14 protein-coding genes are annotated in these 17,269 nt (G+C 73.9%); 11 read left to right on the top strand and 3 right to left on the bottom strand.

The window, feature by feature from the left end:
- Positions 1-28 precede the first annotated feature (28 nt).
- Positions 29-439, bottom strand: coding sequence for a hypothetical protein (locus ACZDWJ_RS09430; protein ID WP_463520696.1), 411 nt, complete (start codon positions 437-439; stop codon positions 29-31).
- Between the two features lie 125 nt (positions 440-564).
- On the opposite strand from ACZDWJ_RS09430, the gene ACZDWJ_RS09425 reads away from it, so the two are divergent.
- The 5 genes from ACZDWJ_RS09425 (at position 565) to ACZDWJ_RS09405 (ending at position 8,230) form a co-directional block, all read left to right on the top strand.
- Positions 565-1,833 (top strand): hydroxyacid-oxoacid transhydrogenase, encoded by a 1,269-nt coding sequence (locus ACZDWJ_RS09425; RefSeq protein ID WP_463520695.1) that lies wholly within the window; start codon positions 565-567, stop codon positions 1,831-1,833.
- Positions 1,834-1,994: 161 nt separating this feature from the next.
- The gene (locus ACZDWJ_RS09420; protein ID WP_463520694.1) at positions 1,995-4,880 is read left to right on the top strand and encodes an FAD-binding and (Fe-S)-binding domain-containing protein; all 2,886 of its coding nucleotides are present in this window, start codon (positions 1,995-1,997) and stop codon (positions 4,878-4,880) included.
- A 97-nt stretch (positions 4,881-4,977) separates the two neighbouring features.
- Complete coding sequence (locus ACZDWJ_RS09415) at positions 4,978-6,189, top strand: class I SAM-dependent methyltransferase (RefSeq protein WP_463520693.1); 1,212 nt, start codon at positions 4,978-4,980, stop codon at positions 6,187-6,189.
- A complete protein-coding gene (locus ACZDWJ_RS09410) occupies positions 6,186-7,160 on the top strand; it encodes a hypothetical protein (RefSeq protein WP_463520692.1) in 975 nt (324 codons plus the stop codon). Before ACZDWJ_RS09415 ends, ACZDWJ_RS09410 begins: the two co-directional genes overlap by 4 nt.
- A 65-nt stretch (positions 7,161-7,225) precedes the next feature.
- Entirely contained in the window at positions 7,226-8,230 is a 1,005-nt protein-coding gene (locus ACZDWJ_RS09405) for a DNA topoisomerase IB (RefSeq protein ID WP_463520691.1), read from the top strand.
- Here ACZDWJ_RS09405 and serC read toward each other — a convergent pair.
- On the bottom strand, positions 8,217-9,350 hold the full coding sequence (gene serC / locus ACZDWJ_RS09400; protein WP_463520690.1) for a phosphoserine transaminase: 1,134 nt from the start codon (positions 9,348-9,350) through the stop codon (positions 8,217-8,219). The two genes, ACZDWJ_RS09405 and serC, sit on opposite strands and share 14 nt — an antisense overlap.
- 78 nt (positions 9,351-9,428) lie before the next feature.
- On the opposite strand from serC, the gene ACZDWJ_RS09395 reads away from it, so the two are divergent.
- Both ACZDWJ_RS09395 and ACZDWJ_RS09390 read left to right on the top strand, forming a co-directional pair.
- A complete protein-coding gene (locus ACZDWJ_RS09395) occupies positions 9,429-9,929 on the top strand; it encodes a GNAT family N-acetyltransferase (protein WP_463520689.1) in 501 nt (166 codons plus the stop codon).
- Between the two features lie 168 nt (positions 9,930-10,097).
- On the top strand, positions 10,098-10,790 hold the full coding sequence (locus ACZDWJ_RS09390) for a hypothetical protein (protein WP_463520688.1): 693 nt from the start codon (positions 10,098-10,100) through the stop codon (positions 10,788-10,790).
- Positions 10,791-10,876: 86 nt separating this feature from the next.
- On the opposite strand, the gene ACZDWJ_RS09385 is transcribed toward ACZDWJ_RS09390, so the two are convergent.
- Positions 10,877-11,980, bottom strand: a complete 1,104-nt coding sequence (locus tag ACZDWJ_RS09385; RefSeq protein ID WP_463520687.1) for a citrate synthase 2 — start codon at positions 11,978-11,980, stop codon at positions 10,877-10,879.
- Between the two features lie 89 nt (positions 11,981-12,069).
- Between ACZDWJ_RS09385 and pdxH the strand changes: the two genes are divergently transcribed.
- The 4 genes from pdxH (at position 12,070) to ACZDWJ_RS09365 (ending at position 17,264) form a co-directional block, all read left to right on the top strand.
- Entirely contained in the window at positions 12,070-12,744 is a 675-nt protein-coding gene (gene pdxH / locus ACZDWJ_RS09380; RefSeq protein WP_463520686.1) for a pyridoxamine 5'-phosphate oxidase, read from the top strand.
- A 158-nt stretch (positions 12,745-12,902) separates the two neighbouring features.
- Positions 12,903-13,532, top strand: a complete 630-nt coding sequence (locus tag ACZDWJ_RS09375; RefSeq protein WP_463520685.1) for a TetR/AcrR family transcriptional regulator — start codon at positions 12,903-12,905, stop codon at positions 13,530-13,532.
- 16 nt (positions 13,533-13,548) lie between these two features.
- Positions 13,549-15,303: an ABC transporter ATP-binding protein gene (locus ACZDWJ_RS09370; protein WP_463520684.1), complete on the top strand. Its 1,755-nt coding sequence runs from the start codon at positions 13,549-13,551 to the stop codon at positions 15,301-15,303.
- The gene (locus tag ACZDWJ_RS09365) at positions 15,300-17,264 is read left to right on the top strand and encodes an ABC transporter ATP-binding protein (RefSeq protein ID WP_463520683.1); all 1,965 of its coding nucleotides are present in this window, start codon (positions 15,300-15,302) and stop codon (positions 17,262-17,264) included. Before ACZDWJ_RS09370 ends, ACZDWJ_RS09365 begins: the two co-directional genes overlap by 4 nt.
- Positions 17,265-17,269 lie beyond the last annotated feature (5 nt).

Here is a 17,269-nt window from a genome sequence, read left to right as displayed (position 1 = left end):
CTGAGCGCTGGGAGCGCTGGGAGCGCGGTCAGCGCTCGGCGGTGCGGCGGGCGGTGATCGAGGTGACGCCCTGAAGGTGCTCCTCGAGGGCCTCGACGCCCCGCAGCGCGGTGCGACCGAGGCGATCGAGCTCCGCGGCGCGGGCCAGCTGCTCCTCGCTCGGCACGCCGACCTGGCGACCGGCGTCGGCGAGGAGGGCGTGGGAGTCGCGGCGGGCGTAGAGGCGGATGAGCTCGGCGTCGAGCTCGGCCTGGGCGACCGCCAGCTCGGCGCGGCGGCTGGCCTGGGCCTCGACGGCCGCGGCGTGCTCGCGGGCGGCGGACTCGATGGCGCGCAGGCGGCACACCAGGCGCTGGGACATCTGGTCGATGCTCCAGGCGTCGAGCGTGGCGTCGACCTCCTCGCCGTCGGCGAAGGCGTCGGTGGACGAGACGGTCACGTGCTTCTTCCTCCCCATGGACTTCCTCCTCACCAGGGTGGACCGCGGACCTCGACGCCGCGGCCACAGCGCGTCCACCCTCGGGTAACGATTCGGCGCTCGGGCGATGGCCTAGGGTCGGCAGGGTGAGCGAGACCGTCTTCACCTACGCCGCCCCCGCCTTGAAGTTCGGATCCGGCGCGAGCGCCGAGATCGGCCACGACCTGCGCGGCCACGGCGCTCGGCGCGTCCTCCTGGTCACCGATCCGGGCGTCGCCGCCACCGGGCATCCGGCGCGCATCGCCGAGCAGATCGGTGGCTACGACATCGAGGTCGTCGTCTTCGACCGCGTGCACGTGGAGCCCACCGACGCCTCGATGGAGGAGGCCATCGGGTTCGCCCGCGACGCCGGCCCCTTCGACGCGATCGTCGCCGTCGGCGGCGGCTCGGCCATCGACACCGCGAAGGCCGTCAACCTCCTCACCACCAACCCCGGCGACCTCATGGACTACCTCAACGCGCCGGTCGGGCGGGCCCAGGCGCCGGTCAACCGGCTGCTGCCGCTGGTGGCGGTGCCCACCACCACCGGCACCGGCTCGGAGAGCACCACCATCTGCGTCCTCGACGTGCTCTCGCTGAAGGTCAAGACCGGCATCAGCCACCAGGCGCTGCGGCCCACGCTCGCCGTCGTCGACCCGCAGCTGACCCTCGGCCAGCCGTCGATGGTCACCGCCGCGGCCGGCATGGACATCCTCTGCCACGCCCTGGAGAGCTACACCGCGAAGTGGTTCGGCGACTTCGACGCCAAGCGCCCCGAGCAGCGCGTGCCGTACTGCGGCTCCAACCCGATCGCCGACCTGTGGTCGGAGAAGGCGATGTCGCTGCTGGCCGGGGCCTTCCGCGACGCCGTCGCCGACGGCACCGACGAGGTAGCCCGCGAGCAGATGGCGCTCGCCGCCACCTTCGCCGGCCTCGGCTTCGGCAACGCCGGCGTCCACATCCCGCACGCCAACGCCTACCCGATCGCCGGCCGCGTCCGCGACTACCGGCCCGCGGGCTACCCGCAGGACGAGGCGATCGTGCCCCACGGGATGGCCGTCTCCCTCACCGCGCCCGAGGCCTTCCGCTTCACCTTCGGCGCCGCCCCCGAGCGTCACCTCGCCGCCGCCCGGCTGCTCGACCCCGCCGGCGTCGACGTCTCCCTCGGCGCCGACGCGCTCCCCGACGTCCTGCGGCGCCTCATGCGCGACATCCACATCCCCAACGGCCTGGGCGAGGTCGGCTACGGCGAGTCCGACGTCGACGACCTCGTCGAGGGCTCGCTCAAGCAGCAGCGCCTGCTCGCCACCGCCCCCGTCACCCCCCGCGACGAGGACCTCGCCCGGATCTTCGCCGACTCCCTGACCCACTGGTGAGCGCCGGCGTCGGCATGTAACGCGGAGTCCCGTGCACTTCCCACCGGTCATAACCCGTGGGAAGTGCACGGGACTCCGCGTTACAAGCGGCCGGGGGCCCGCGATGACCGAGCGATGACCGTCACGCGCGGGACGCTGGGGGCGGATGGGAGAATGGGACGGTGAGCAGCCGTGCACCCGAGACCGACGTGACGTCGTCCTCCCCGGCGGCCACGGCCCCCGCCGACGAGCTGGTCGCGGCGCTGCGGCGCCGGGGCGTCGAGGACGTCAGCGACTCCACGCTCACCCGGGCGCTGTACTCCACCGACGCCTCGCTCTACCGGATCCTGCCGCAGGCGGTGGCGCGACCGCGCTCGACCGACGAGATCCTCGCGATCCTCGACGCCGCGCGCGAGCACGGCGTGCCGGTGACGATGCGCGGCGCGGGCACCTCGGTGGCCGGCAACGCGGTCGGCCCGGGCATCGTCGTCGACACCGTCAAGCACCTGAACCGGGTCAAGGGCATCGACGCCGAGCGCGGCACCGCGCTCATCGAGCCCGGCGTCGTGCACGCCCGGCTGCAGGCGCAGGCGACGCCGCTGGGCCTGCGCTACGGCCCCGACCCGTCCACGCACACCCGCTGCACCGTCGGCGGCATGATCGGCAACAACGCCTGCGGCTCGCGCGCGCTCGGCTACGGCCGGGCGGCCGACAACGTCGTGGCGCTGCGCACCGCGCTCGGCACCGGCGAGGTCATCGGCGGCCTCGTGGGCGGCCCGCGTCCCTACGGCGAGGCCGGCGACGCGCTCGGCGCCCTGGCCGACGCCCACCTCGCCCACCTGCGCACCGAGTTCGGCCGCTTCGGCCGCCAGGTGTCGGGCTACTCCCTCGAGCACCTGCTGCCCGAGAACGGCCGCCACGTCGACCGCTTCCTCTCCGGCTCGGAGGGCACGCTGGGCGTGATCCTCGAGGCCGAGGTGCGGCTGGTGCGCGACGCCCCGGTGCGCACCCTCGTCGTGCTCGGCTACCCGTCGATGGCCGAGGCCGCCGACGCCGTCCCGGCGCTGCTCGCGCACCCGATCGTCGCCTGCGAGGGCCTCGACGCCCGGATCGTCGACATCGTGCGGGCCTCCGGCAAGTCCGTCCCCGACCTGCCGCGCGGCGCCGGCTGGCTCTTCGCCGAGCTCACCGGCGAGAGCGTCGCCGAGACCGAGGCGCTGGCCGCCCGGCTCGTCGCCGAGGCCGGCGCGCTCGAGCACCGCGTGGTCGTCGACCCCGCCGAGGCCGGTCCGCTGTGGCGCATCCGCGAGGACGGCGCCGGCCTGGCCGCGCGCTCGCTGTCGCGTCCGGCCTACTCCGGCTGGGAGGACGCCGCCGTGCCGCCCGAGCACCTCGGCGCCTGGCTGCGCGACTTCGACGCGCTGCTGCGCGAGCACGGCCTCGACGGCGTCCCGTACGGCCACTTCGGCGACGGCTGCGTGCACGTGCGCATCGACTTCCCGCTCGTCGACGAGGCCGGCGCGCAGCGCACCTTCCGCGACTTCATGGAGGCCTCGGCCCACGCCCTCAAGGGCTACGGCGGCTCGCTGTCGGGCGAGCACGGCGACGGCCGGGCCCGCTCCGAGCTGCTCTCGGTGATGTACGACCCCGAGTCGATCCGGCTCTTCGAGGCCGTCAAGGCCATCTGCGACCCCGGCGACCTGCTCAACCCCGGCGTCCTCGTGCGACCCGACCCCTTCGACGCCCACCTGCGCGCCGACCGGCCGCGTCGCGAGCCCCCGGTGGCGCTGCGGTTCCTCCACGACGAGGGCTCGATGGCCAACGCCGTGCACCGCTGCACCGGCGTCGGCAAGTGCGTCGCGGGCCCCGGCCCCGGCGTCATGTGCCCCTCCTACGCCGCCACCCGCGACGAGAAGGACGCCACCCGCGGCCGCGCCCGCGTGCTGCAGGAGGCGCTGGACGGCTCGCTGGTGCAGGGCCTCTCCGACCCCGCCGTCGGCGAGGCGCTCGACCTCTGCCTGGCCTGCAAGGGCTGCGCCCGCGACTGCCCCACCGGCATCGACATGGCCACCTACAAGTCCGAGGCGCTGCACCAGACCTATCAGGGCCGTCTGCGTCCGCGCAGCCACTACGTGCTCGGACGCCTCCCGATGTGGGCGCGGCTCTCCGCGCCGGTCTCCGGCCTGGCCAACGCCTCGCTGCGGCTGGGCCCGGTGGCGCGCCTCGCGCGGCGCACCGCCGGCATCGACCAGCGACGCTCCATCCCGACCTTCGCCGACCGCACGCTGCGGCGTCAGGCCCGGGCCCAGGAGCGCGCCCGCACCCGCGCGGGCGCCGTCCGCGACGACGCCCCCGACGTCTGGATCTGGGCCGACTCCTTCACCGACCACTTCCAGACCTCCTCGGGTCTGGCCGCGCTGGCGTTCCTGGAGTCGGTGGGCCTGCGCGCGAAGGTCATCGACGAGAAGGCCTGCTGCGGCCTGACCTGGGTCACCACCGGCCAGCTCGACGCCGCCCGCCGCATCGTCGGCAGGGCGGTGGCCACCCTCGCGCCCTACGTCGAGTCCGGCGTCCCGGTGGTGGGCCTGGAGCCCTCCTGCCTGGCGACGCTGCGCAGCGACGCCCAGGAGCTCACCGACGACCCCCGCGCCGCCACCGTCGCCGCGGGCATGCTCACCTTCGCCGAGCTGCTCACCCGCCTCGAGGTGCCGCTGCCCGACCTCAGCGGCGTCGAGATCGTCGCCCAGCCGCACTGCCACCACGCCTCCGTGCTGGGCTGGGCGGCCGACGAGGCGCTGCTGCGCAAGGCCGGTGCCCAGGTCACCCGCGTCGGCGGCTGCTGCGGCCTCGCGGGCAACTTCGGCGTCGAGGAGGGCCACTACGAGGTGTCGGTGGCGGTCGCGGAGACCCAGCTGCTGCCCGCGGTGCGCTCCCATCCCGACGCCGTCGTCCTCGCGGACGGCATGAGCTGCAAGATCCAGCTCGACGACCTCGCCGACGTGCGCGCCCTGCACCTCGCCGAGCTGCTCGCCGAGCGGTCCGGAGCGGTCGCGGGGGAGGCCCGATGAGCCCCCAGCTGAGCCCTCAGCAGCGTCGCCTGATCATCCCGATCGCGCTCGGCCTGCTGCTGCTCATCGTCGTGCTCGCCTCCGTGCTGGGTGGGCGATGAGCGAGCCGCTGCTGCGCGTCCTGAACCGGATGCGCGGGGAGGTCCTCGACCCCGACCTTCTCGTGCGAGCGGTGCTCTCGGGACGGCAGAAGGGCACGACGCCGCGCTGGCGCCGCGTCGAGCTGCGCTACGTCGATCTCAAGGCCGGTCGCCACCTCCAGGTCACCGCCTACGACGCCACCCAGGCCCACACCACCAACCACCCGGTGGGCGAGGCCGCCCGCGACGCCGTCGACGACCTCGTCGACGAGCCGTTCGGCAGCTGGCACGTCGAGACCACCACCCAGACCCATCAGGTGCGCGTCACCAAGCGGCTCGAGGCGGTCGTCCACACCACCGAGCGGGCCACGCCCGTCACGCTCGAGCGCGGCCACGACCGCGACAAGGAGCGACTGATCCCCACCGACGACCCGCTCTACCGCGAGCTCGGCCTCACCGACGCCGAGGGCCGCGTCAAGCCGTCGCGGCAGGCCAAGCTGCGCCAGGTCGAGGAGTTCCTGCGCCAGCTCGACGTCGCCGTCACCGAGGCGCTCGCCAAGGGCCACCTGCGCGCCCCGACGGCCGAGGACCCGCTCCGCGTCGTCGACCTCGGCTGCGGCAACGCCTACCTCACCTTCGCCGCCCACCGGTTCCTCGCCGGCGTGCGCGAGCTTCCGGTGCGGGTGATCGGCGCGGACGTCAAGGAGCAGTCGCGCGAGCACAACACCGCCGTCGCGCAGCGCCTCGGCGTGGCCGACGCCTGCGAGTTCGTCGTCGGCACCATCGACGCCGTCGAGCTCGACCCCGCGCCCGAGGTGGTCCTCGCCCTCCACGCCTGCGACACCGCCACCGACGACGCCCTCGCGCGCGCCGTCGGCTGGGGCTCCCCGGTGGTGCTCGCCGCGCCCTGCTGCCACCACGACATCGCCGCCCAGCTGCGGCGCTCGCCGACGCCCTCGCCCTACGCCCTGCTCACCCGACACGGCATCCTCCGCGAGCGCCTGGCCGACACCCTCACCGACGGCGTGCGCGCGGCGCTGATGCGGCTGCGCGGCTACCGCGTCGAGGTCGTGCAGTTCGTCGAGAGCCAGCACACGCCGCGCAACACGCTGCTGCGCTGCGTGCGGGCCGGCTCGCCGGTGGCCGGCGGCTCGCTGCGCACCGAGTACGACGACCTCGTCGACACCTGGGGCGTCAGCCCCCGTCTCGCCACCCTGCTGGAGGGATGAGCGTGCTCGACCGGATCCTCGGCGCCCTGGCCACCGTGCCCTTCGCGGTCGGCGCCTCCACGACCCCCACCACGCCGCCGGCCGAGAAGGTCGCGGTCGTCTCCGACACCTCGATCACCGAGGCCTCCGGGCTCGTCGTCGACCAGGGCCGCTACGTCACCACGAACGACTCCGGCGACACCGGCCGCGTCTTCACCCTCGACGCGACCGGCCGCACCGTCGGCGTCACCTACTGGAAGGCCGAGCCCACCGACGTCGAGGCCCTCGCCCCGGCCGGGGCCGGCCAGGTGTGGGTGGGCGACATCGGCGACAACCGGCGTCGACGCGACACCATCGAGGTGGCCCGCGTGCCGGTCGGCCCGGGCACCCGCCGCGTCGAGCCCACCACCTACCGGCTGGCCTACCCCGACGGCGCCCAGGACGCCGAGAGCCTGCTCGTCGACCCCACCACCGGCCGGCTCTACGTGATCACCAAGGGCTTCATGGGCGGGGTGGTCTTCGCCGCGCCCGAGGCGCTGAGCGCCACCGGCGTCAACCCGCTGCGGCCGGTCGGCGACGCCCCCGCCATCGCCACCGACGCCGCGTTCTTCCCCGACGGGCGCCACCTGATCGTCCGCGGCTACGGCGAGGCCACCGTCTACGCCTTCCCGAGCCTGGACCGCGTCGACACCTTCGACCTGCCCTCCCAGCCGCAGGGCGAGGGCATCGCGATCGACTCCCGCAACCGCGTCTACCTCAGCAGCGAGGGCCGCGACCAGCCGATCCTGCGCATCACCCTGCCCGCCGCGGTGCGGGCCGCCGTCGGCGCCGGCGCGTCGGCGTCGAGCGCCCCCGCACCCGTCCCGACCCCCACCCGCGCCGGCGACGCCAGCCCCGGCATCGCCATCAGCGGCTGGGGTCTGTGGGCGATGTGGGGAGCCATCCTCATCGGGGGCGTGTGGGTGCTGCGCCGGGCGCTGCGTCCCAACTGACCTCGCGGCCCCGTGCACCTTGGTGGGGGAGGACGTCGCCCGTCCGCCGCCCCTAGCGTGGGCGGGTGCCACGCCTGCGCCGGACCTCCCCTGACCAGCCGGGGTGGACGCGTCGGCGCGCCGGGAGCGGGTTCACCTACCTCGACGCCGACGGCGGGCGTCTGCCCGCGGAGGCCGTGGAGCGCATCCGCGCCCTGGTGATCCCGCCCGCCTGGGAGGACGTCTGGATCACCCCGCACGCGCACGGCCACCTGCAGGCCGTCGGCACCGACGCCGCCGGGCGACGCCAGTACCTCTACCACCCGGACTGGCGGGCGCGGCGCGACGCCGAGAAGTTCGAGCGCATGGAGCGCTTCGGCCGCAGCCTGACCCGTGCCCGCGAGCGGATGGCCGGCGACCTCGGCAGCGCCGGGATGCCGCTCGAGCGCGCCTGCGCGGCCGCGGTGCGACTGCTCGACCTCGGCTACTTCCGCATCGGCAACGACGTCTACGCCGACGCCCACGGCTCCTTCGGCCTCACCACGCTCGAGCGGCGTCACGTGCGTCGCCGCGGCGAGCTGCTGGTGTTCTCCTTCGTCGGGAAGTCCGGCGTCTCGCACCGCATCGAGATCGACGACGCGGTGGTCGTCGAGGCGATCGAGGTGATGCGCCGGCGGCGCGGCGTCGACGCCCGGCTGCTCTCCTACCAGGAGGCGCGGCGGTGGCGCTCGATGCTGCCCGAGCTGGTCAACGACTACATCCGCGACGCCACCGGCATCACGGCCACCGCGAAGGACTTCCGCACCTGGCACGCCACCGTGCTCGCAGCCGCCTCCCTGGCGCAGACCGACGAGCCGGGCCAGACCGCGGCGTCACGACGTCGCGCGGTCTCGGCGGCGATGAAGGACGTCTCCTCCTTCCTCGGCAACACCCCGACCCTTGCGCGCAGCTCCTACGTCGACCCGCGGGTGGTCGAGGCCTACGAGGAGGGGCGCACCATCGCGGGCACCACGCGGCGCCACCACGACGGCCCCGACCTGCGGCAGGCGGCCCTGGAGCGGGCCACGCTGCGACTCCTCAGGGAGTCGTGACCCGCTCGATCACCCAGTCCAGGCAGGCGGTCAGCGCGCGGACGTCGGCCGGCTCCACCGCCGGGAACATCGCGATGCGCAGCTGGTTGCGGCCCAGCTTGCGGTACGGCTCGGTGTCGACGACGCCGTTGGCGCGCAGCACCGCGGCCACCTGCTCGGCCGGCACCGAGGCGTCGAGGTCGACGGTGCCGACGACCAGCGAGCGGTGCTCGGGATCGGCGACGAAGGGCGTCGCGAGCGGGTGCTCCTCGGCCCAGCGGTAGAGGTGGGTGGAGGACTCCGTGGTGCGCGCGACCATCGCCTCGAGGCCGCCCTGACCGTTCATCCAGTCCAGCTGCTCGGCCATCAGGAAGATCGTGGCCAGCGCCGGGGTGTTGTAGGTCTGGTCGAGGCGCGACTGCGCCAGCGCGGTGCGCAGGTCGAAGAACGCCGGCACGTGGCGTCCCGAGGCGCCGATGCGCTCGATGCGCTCGATCGCCCGCGGCGAGACCAGCGCGAACCACAGGCCGCCGTCGGAGGCGAAGCCCTTCTGCGGCGCGAAGTAGTAGACGTCGGCCTCGGCGAGGTCGACCGGCAGCCCGCCCGCGCCCGAGGTGGCGTCGACGACCACGAGCTGGTCGTCCCCGGCGCCGGCGGGGCGCACGACCGGCGCCATGACGCCGGTGGAGGTCTCGTTGTGCGCCCAGGCGTAGACGTCGACGGCCGCGTCGGCCTCCACGGCGCAGCGCGAGCCGGGAGCGCTGGAGAGCACCGACGGCGTCTCGAGCCAGGGCGCGTCGGCCGCGGCGGTGGCGAACTTCGAGGTGAACTCGCCGAACACCAGGTGCTGGCTGCGCCGCTCGATCAGGCCGTAGGTGGCGACGTCCCAGAACGCCGTCGAGCCGCCCAGGCCGAGCAGCACCTCGTAGCCCTCGGGCAGCGAGAACAGCTCGCCCAGCCCGGCGCGGACCCGGCCCACCAGCGAGCGCACCGGCGCCTGCCGGTGCGAGGTGCCCATGAGGCTCGCGCCGGTGTCGGCCAGCCGCTGCAGCCGCTCGACGGGGATGCGCGAGGGACCGGAGCCGAAGCGGCCGTCGGCGGGCAGCAGGTCGGCGGGCAGGCGCAGGTCCGGCGTCGTCACCGCCCCATCATCCCAGGGGCGTCCCGCGCCCGGACCGGGTGGACCGGATGGTGACGGCGCCGTCGTAGGCTCGGCGCCGTGACGGCGACCGAACCCCTGGACGGCTGGGTGCTCGAGCGTGTGGCCTTCGGCCATCCCGACGCCGTCCTCCTCATCGAGGAGGTGCAGGCCGAGTACGTCCGCCGCTACGGCGGCCCCGACGACACCCCGCTCGACCCGCTGATGTTCGAGCCCCCGGCCGGCTCGTTCTTCGTGGCCCGCATCGACGGCGTCCCCGCCGTCACCGGGGCCTGGCGACGCAGCGACGTCGTCGCCTTCGGTCTGGCGCCGACCGCCGAGGTCAAGCGCATGTACGTCCGCCCGGCCTTCGCCCGCCGCGGCCTGGCGCGCCGCATGCTCGCCCACCTCGAGGCCGACGCCGCCGCCCATGGCGCCCGGGCGATGGTCCTCGAGACCGGGCTCGCGCAGCCCGAGGCGATCGCCCTCTACGAGTCGTCGGGCTACGTCGCCATCCCCGGCTTCGGCTACTACAAGGACGCGCCGCTGTCGCGCTGCTTCGGCAAGTCGCTGCAGGTCTGACCGATCGGACGACGCCCGCCCCGAGCGGGTCAGGGCCCTTCGGTCAGGGCGCCTGCGTTGTCGGCGATTCGCCTGTGGACCCGACATACGGTCGCCGGGTTCCGGGGCCCCCGGAGCCGCCTGCATCCCCCCGCTCGCAGGCGCCTCGATCCTCTTGGAGACGACCGCATGAGCGTCCGTTCTCAGCAGCACCCGCACGTCCCGGCGACGGCCCCTGCGCCCGCCGCCACGACCCGCACCACGACCCGCACCACGACCGGCACCCGCCGGCCCCGCCTGCGCCGGCTCGTCCGCGCGCTCGCCGTCCTCGCCGTCCTGCTCGGCACCGCCGCCCCGGCCCTGGCCCGGGTGGCGCCGATCGAGGACTTCGCCCCTTACCAGCCGCAGACGAGGTGCTCGCCGAAGCCCAAGCCGGGAGCGGCCTACCTCATGCGCTACCTCGACTGGCGCTTCGAGGGCACGCCCGGCGGCATCTCCCGCGCGTGCGACTCCGGTGGTCGCTCGGAGCACAAGGAGGGCCGCGCCCTCGACTGGATGGTCAGCGCCCGCACCGCGCACGGCCGCGCCGCGGCCCGCGAGGTGCTCGACTGGCTCTTCGCCACCGACGGCCACGGCGAGGTCGCCGCGCGCGCCCGCCGCCTCGGCGTCATGTACGTGATCTGGAACGACCGCATCTACTCCAGCTACCGCCAGTTCGCGCCCGAGCCCTACCTCAACGCCGGCTGCAAGAGGCTGAAGGGCTGCTCGGACACCCTGCGCCACCGCGACCACATCCACATCTCGCTGGACGTCGACGGCGGCATGGGCCGCACGAGCTGGTTCCTCGGCCGCCTCGTGGAGGTCGTGACGCCGAGGTCCTAAGGGGTCCTGAGGTCCCCTGCACCGACCGACGACGAAGGCCGTCCCCGCAGCTGCGGGGACGGCCTTCGTCTGCGTGGTGCGAGGGGTCAGGCGCCCCAGGCGGCGTTCCAGCCGTCGACGGCGTCGGCCGGGCGCGCGGCCGGGCCGGTGTAGATCGCCGAGGGGCGGATCAGGCGGCCGGTGCGCTTCTGCTCCAGGATGTGCGCCGACCAGCCTCCGGTGCGGGCGCAGGTGAACATCGAGGTGAACATGTTGGCCGGCACCTCGGCGAAGTCCAGGACGATCGCGGCCCAGAACTCGACGTTGGTCTCGAGCACGCGGTCGGGACGACGCTCGCGCAGCTCGGCCAGGGCGGCCTTCTCCAGCGCCTCGGCGACCTCGTAGCGGGGCGCGTCGAGCTCGCGGGCGGTGCGGCGCAGCACGCGGGCGCGGGGGTCCTCGGCGCGGTAGACGCGGTGACCGAAGCCCATCAGGCGCTCGCCGGAGTCGAGGAGGCCCTTGACGTAGGCGGCGGCGTCGCCGGTGCGCTCGACGTCCTCGATCATGCCGAGCACGCGGGACGGGGCGCCGCCGTGGAGCGGGCCGCTCATCGCGCCGATGGCGCCGGAGAACGCGGCCGCGACGTCGGCGCCGGTGGAGGTGATGACGCGGGCGGTGAAGGTGGAGGCGTTCATGCCGTGCTCGGCGGCGCTGCTCCAGTAGGCGTCGATGGCCTTGACGTGCTTGGGGTCGGCCTCGCCCTTCCAGCGGATCAGGAACTTCTCCGCGAGGGTGGCGCCCTCGTCGACGACCTTCTGCGGGACGACCGGCGCGTGCAGGCCGCGCGCGGACTGGGCGGCGTAGGAGAGCACCATGACGGCGACGCGGGCGAGGTCCTCGCGGGCCTGCTCGTCGGTGATGTCGTAGGTCTGGCCGAAGCCGAAGGCCGGGGCCAGCATGGCGATCGCGGCCTGGACGTCGACGCGGACGTCGCCGGTGTGGACCGGGAGGTTGTAGGCCTCGGCGGCCGGCAGGCCGGGGGCGTAGGAGCCGTCGATCAGCAGGCCCCACACGTTCTCGAACGGGACGCGCCCGACGATGTCCTCGATGTCGACGCCGCGGTAGCGCAGCGCGGAGCCCTCCTTGTCGGGCTCGGCGATCTGCGTCTCGAAGGCGACGACGCCTTCCAGTCCGTGGTGGACCTCGGCCATGAGCTGGCTCCTCGTGATGGTCTGGTAATGGTCTGCGGCAAGTCTCGGGGTATCGGCCGCATTCTGCACCACCCCTTACCGTCGACGTCATGGCGTCCGCTGCTGACCACGAGCCGACCGGTGTCCACCTCGATCTCGCGGCGCTGCGCGAGGACTACGCGCGCGCCGGCCTCGACGAGGCCGACGTCGCCGCCGACCCGCTCGTCCAGTTCGGCCGGTGGTTCGACGACGCCGTCGCCGCCGGCCTCCACGAGCCCAACGCGATGGTCGTCGCCACCGCCGACGCCGACGGCGCCCCCTCGGCGCGCATCGTCCTGCTCAAGGAGCTCACCGAGGACGGCTTCGTCTTCTACACCAACCACGGCTCCCGCAAGGGCCACGCGCTGGCCGCCGAGCCCCGCTGCTCGCTGCTCTTCCCCTGGCACCCGCTCGAGCGGCAGGTGCGCGTCGAGGGTCGCGCCGAGCCGCTGCCCCGCGACGTCGTCGCCGCCTACTTCGCCGTGCGCCCCCGCTCCAGCCAGCTCGGCGCCTGGGCCTCGCAGCAGTCGTCGACGATCGCCTCGCGCGCCGAGCTCGAGGCGTCCTACGCCGCCGCCGAGGAGCGCTTCGCCGGCGGGGAGGTGCCGGTGCCCGAGGAGTGGGGCGGCTACCTCGTGCGTCCCGACGTCGTCGAGCTGTGGCAGGGCCGCACCGGGCGTCTCCACGACCGGCTGGTCTATCGGCGCGGTGCGGACGGCTGGGGGATCGAGCGGCTGGCGCCGTAGATCTGGGTGTTGAAAGCTTCGGCGGCCAGCCGCCGAACCTTGCGGTTGGCGTCCGAACCTTCGAACTCCAACCGTGCGTTTCAGCGGTCGGCCGCTGAAGCTTCCGCCGGTCCGAAGCCCACTTGTGAGTGAGCACTCACTCACTTACGCTGGTCGTCATGACCACCACCTCCCGTGTCCGCGCTCGGCGCATGGCGCCCGAGGAGCGCCGCGAGCACCTGATCGACGTGACGCTGCGGCTGCTGCGCGAGCACGGGCGCGAGGTGACGACGCGGCAGATCGCCGAGGCGGCCGGCGTCGCGGAGGGCACGATCTTCCGGGTCGTGGAGAGCAAGGAGGAGCTCGTCGAGCTGGCGATCCTGCGGGCCTTCGAGCCGGGCGACATCGAGCGCCGGGTGGCGGAGATCCCGCGCGACATCCCGCTCGAGGGGCGGCTGCTGCTGCTCGTCTCGATCCTCCAGCAGCGGTGGCGCGCCACCTTCGACCTCATGCGGCGCGTGGGGCTGGTGCGCCCGCCCCACCGCGAGGGCGACGGCGCCACGGCCGCGGACCATCAGGCGGCGCACGACGCCATCCGCGCGCGGCAGCGCCAGATCGTGCTCGACGTCGTCGCCCCCGACGCCGACCTGCTCGACGTCGACCCCGAGCAGTTCGCCCACCGGCTGCGCCTGCTCACCTTCGCGGGCAGCCACCCGCACATCAGCGACGGTCACCTCCTGACCCCCGAGGAGATCGTCGCGACCCTCCTGCACGGGCACCTCCGTGCGGAGCCCTCTCGGGATCAGTGAAGACAAGGAGTCACGGATGCTTCTCACGCTGCTGCGTCAGCGGCTCACGCCCTACCGGGCGTGGCTGCTGGCCGTGCTGGTGCTCCAGGGGGCCGGCGTCGTCGCCATGCTCTACCTGCCCAGCCTCAACGCCCGGATCATCGACGAGGGCGTCGTCACCGGCGACACCGGCGCCATCTGGCGCCTGGGCGCGATCATGCTCGGCGTCTCGGTGCTGCAGATCCTCTGCTCGCTGGGCGCCGCCTGGTTCGGCGCGCGCACCGCGATGGCCTTCGGCCGCGACCTGCGCCGCGACCTGTTCGCCCGCGTCGGCACCTTCTCCCAGCGCGAGGTGCAGCGCTTCGGCGCCCCCTCGCTGATCACCCGCACCACCAACGACGTCCAGCAGGTGCAGATGCTGGTCGTGATGGCCTGCCTGATCGCGGTGTCCTCGCCGATCATGATGGTCGGCGGCGTCATCATGGCGCTGCGCGAGGACGTCGGCCTGGGCTGGATCCTGCTCGTCGTCGTGCCGGCGCTCTTCGTCTCCGTCGGCTTCGTGATCAGCAAGATGGTGCCGAGCTTCCGGGAGATGCAGGGCCGCATCGACGAGGTCAACCGGGTGCTGCGCGAGCAGATCACGGGCATCCGCGTGGTGCGCGCCTTCGTCCGCGAGGAGCACGAGGCCGCCCGCTTCGGCGGCGCCAACGACGAGCTCACCGACGTCGCCACCCGCGCCGGCCGCTGGATGGCCACCATGTTCCCGCTGGTGATGCTGGTCGTGAACGTCTCCAGCGTCGGCGTCATCTGGTTCGGCGGCCACCGCGTCGACGACGGCCTCATGCAGCCCGGCGCGCTCACCGCGTTCCTGGCCTACCTGCTGCAGATCCTCATGTCGGTGATGATGGCGACCTTCATGCTCATGCAGGTGCCGCGCTCGGCGGTCTGCGCCGACCGCATCACCGAGGTGCTCGACACCGAGACCTCCGTGCGTCCGCCCGAGGCCCCGCAGGCCCTCGACGCCGCCCGTCGCGGCCACCTCGACCTCGAGGGCGTCACCTTCGCCTACCCCGGCGCCGAGGAGCCGGTGCTCCACGCCGTCGACCTCACCGCGCGGCCCGGCGAGACCGTCGCCGTCGTCGGCTCCACCGGTGCCGGCAAGTCGACGCTGGTCAACCTCGTGCCGCGGCTCTTCGACGCCACCGGCGGCACCGTCCGCGTGGGCGGGGTCGACGTCCGCGACCTCGACCCCGAGGCGCTGTGGGCCGAGCTCGGCCTGGTGCCGCAGAAGGCCTACCTGTTCAGCGGCACCGTGCGCTCCAACCTCGCGCACGGCGCCCCCGACGCCGACGAGGCCGCGATGTGGCGGGCGCTGGAGATCGCCCAGGCGCGCGACTTCGTCGAGGCGCTGCCCGAGGGGCTCGACGCCCCGGTGGCGCAGGGCGGCACCAACTTCTCCGGCGGTCAGCGTCAGCGGCTCGCGATCGCCCGGGCCGTGGTGCGCGACCCCTCGGTCTACCTCTTCGACGACTCCTTCTCCGCCCTCGACCTGGCCACCGACGCGCGGCTGCGCGCGGCGCTGCGCCCGGTCACCCGGGAGGCGACGGTCGTCGTCGTCGCCCAGCGGGTCTCCACGATCCGCGACGCCGACCGCATCGTCGTCCTCGAGGACGGCCGCGTCGTCGGCACCGGCACCCACGAGCAGCTGCTCGCCGGCTGCCCCACCTACCGCGAGATCGTCGACTCCCAGGAGAGCGGCCTCGCCGAGCGCGCCGAGGAGGTGCTGGCATGAGCACGACGCCCGAGAACGGGAAGCCCGCCGACAAGTCGGCCGGCTTCAAGGCCACCGAGCGCATCGAGGCGCCCGGCGGCGGAGGCGGCCCGCGCGGCGGCCCGATGGCCGGCGCCATGGTCGGCCAGAAGGCGATGACCTTCGGCCCGTCGGCCAAGCGCCTCGTCCGCCGGATGCGCCCCGAGATGGGCCCGACCCTGGCGGTGCTGGCGCTCAGCGTCGTCAGCGTCACCCTGATGTCGGTCGGCCCGCGCCTGCTGGGCCACGCCACCGACCTCGTCGTCCGCGGCTTCCTCGGACGCCGGCTCGCGGGCGTCCCGGAGTCGCAGCTGCCCGACATCGCCCGCGCGCAGGACGTCGTGCCCGGTGTGGGCGTCGACTTCGGCCAGGTCGGCCAGTGGCTCGGCCTGACGCTCGCCGTCTATGCCCTCGCGGCGCTGCTCGGCTGGCTGGCCGGCTACCTGCTCAACGGCGTCGTGCAGCGCACGGTGCGCCGGATGCGCCAGGAGGTCGAGGACAAGATCCACCGGCTCCCGCTGTCGTACTTCGACCGCTCGCCGCGCGGCGAGCTGCTCAGCCGGGTCACCAACGACATCGACAACGTCAGCCAGACCCTGCAGCAGACCATGAGCCAGCTGCTCACCTCGATCCTGACGGTGGTCGCGGTGCTGGCGATGATGTTCTCGATCTCGCCGACGCTGGCGCTCATCGCGCTGATCAGCGTGCCGGTCTCCCTGCTGGTCACCCGCGCGGTGATGAAGCGCTCGCAGGGTCAGTTCGTCGCGCAGTGGCGCCGCACCGGCCAGCTCAACGCCCACATCGAGGAGTCCTACTCCGGCCACGCGCTGGTCAACGTCTTCGGGCGCCGCGGCGAGGTCGAGGACGCCTTCGCCGAGCACAACGCCGGGCTGTTCGACGTCAGCTTCAAGGCCCAGTTCATCAGCGGCCTGATCATGCCGCTGATGATGTTCATCGGGAACCTGAACTACGTCGTCGTCGCGGTCGTCGGCGGCCTGCGGGTGGCCTCGGGCCAGCTCTCGGTGGGCGACGTGCAGGCCTTCGTCCAGTACGCCCGCCAGTTCAACCAGCCGCTGACGACGGTGGCCTCGATGGCCAACCTGCTGCAGTCGGGCGTCGCGTCGGCCGAGCGGGTCTTCGAGCTGCTCGACGCCGGCGAGGAGCCGATCACCGGCGAGGCCGCCCCGGCCCGCGAGGGCGAGCGGGGCGAGGTCGCCTTCGAGCACGTCGACTTCTCCTACGACCCCGCCCGACCGCTGATCACCGACCTCTCGCTGGTGGCCCGGCCCGGGCAGACGGTCGCGATCGTCGGCCCCACGGGCGCCGGCAAGACGACGCTGGTCAACCTGGTCATGCGGTTCTACGACCTCGACGGCGGACGCATCACGCTCGATGGCGTCGACATCGCGAGCCTCTCGCGCACCGCGCTGCGCAGCCGCATCGGCATGGTGCTGCAGGACACCTGGCTCTTCGAGGGCACCATCCGCGACAACCTCGCCTACGGCCGCCCCGGCGCCACCGACGAGGAGATCCGGGCGGCGGCGAAGGCCACCTTCGTCGACCGGTTCGTGCACTCGCTGCCCGACGGCTACGACACGGTCGTCGACGAGGAGGGCTCCAACCTCTCCTCCGGCGAGCGGCAGCTGCTGACGATCGCGCGGGCCTTCCTCACCGACCCCGCCCTGCTGATCCTCGACGAGGCCACCTCGTCGGTCGACACCCGCACCGAGGTGCTGGTGCAGCAGGCGATGGCGGCGCTGCGGGCCGACCGCACGTCGTTCGTCATCGCCCACCGGCTCTCCACGATCCGCGACGCCGACCTCATCGTCGTCATGGAGGAGGGGCGCATCGTCGAGCAGGGCACCCACGAGGAGCTGCTGGCCGCCGAGGGCGCCTACGCCCGCCTGCACGCCAGCCAGTTCGAGGCCGCCCTGGCCGTGTGAGGGCC

This window comes from Nocardioides sp. B129/18, assembly GCF_055282735.1.
This window is presented reverse-complemented; position numbering and strand designations above follow the sequence as displayed.

Coding starts and splice junctions, on each gene's coding strand:
- pdxH (WP_463520686.1), top strand. CDS start 12,070: ATGGCGTCCGCTGCTGACCACGAGCCGACCGGTGTCCACCTCGATCTC.
- ACZDWJ_RS09410 (WP_463520692.1), top strand. CDS start 6,186: ATGAGCGTGCTCGACCGGATCCTCGGCGCCCTGGCCACCGTGCCCTTC.
- ACZDWJ_RS09415 (WP_463520693.1), top strand. CDS start 4,978: ATGAGCGAGCCGCTGCTGCGCGTCCTGAACCGGATGCGCGGGGAGGTC.
- ACZDWJ_RS09370 (WP_463520684.1), top strand. CDS start 13,549: ATGCTTCTCACGCTGCTGCGTCAGCGGCTCACGCCCTACCGGGCGTGG.
- ACZDWJ_RS09365 (WP_463520683.1), top strand. CDS start 15,300: ATGAGCACGACGCCCGAGAACGGGAAGCCCGCCGACAAGTCGGCCGGC.
- ACZDWJ_RS09390 (WP_463520688.1), top strand. CDS start 10,098: ATGAGCGTCCGTTCTCAGCAGCACCCGCACGTCCCGGCGACGGCCCCT.
- ACZDWJ_RS09375 (WP_463520685.1), top strand. CDS start 12,903: ATGACCACCACCTCCCGTGTCCGCGCTCGGCGCATGGCGCCCGAGGAG.
- ACZDWJ_RS09385 (WP_463520687.1), bottom strand. CDS start 11,980: ATGGCCGAGGTCCACCACGGACTGGAAGGCGTCGTCGCCTTCGAGACG.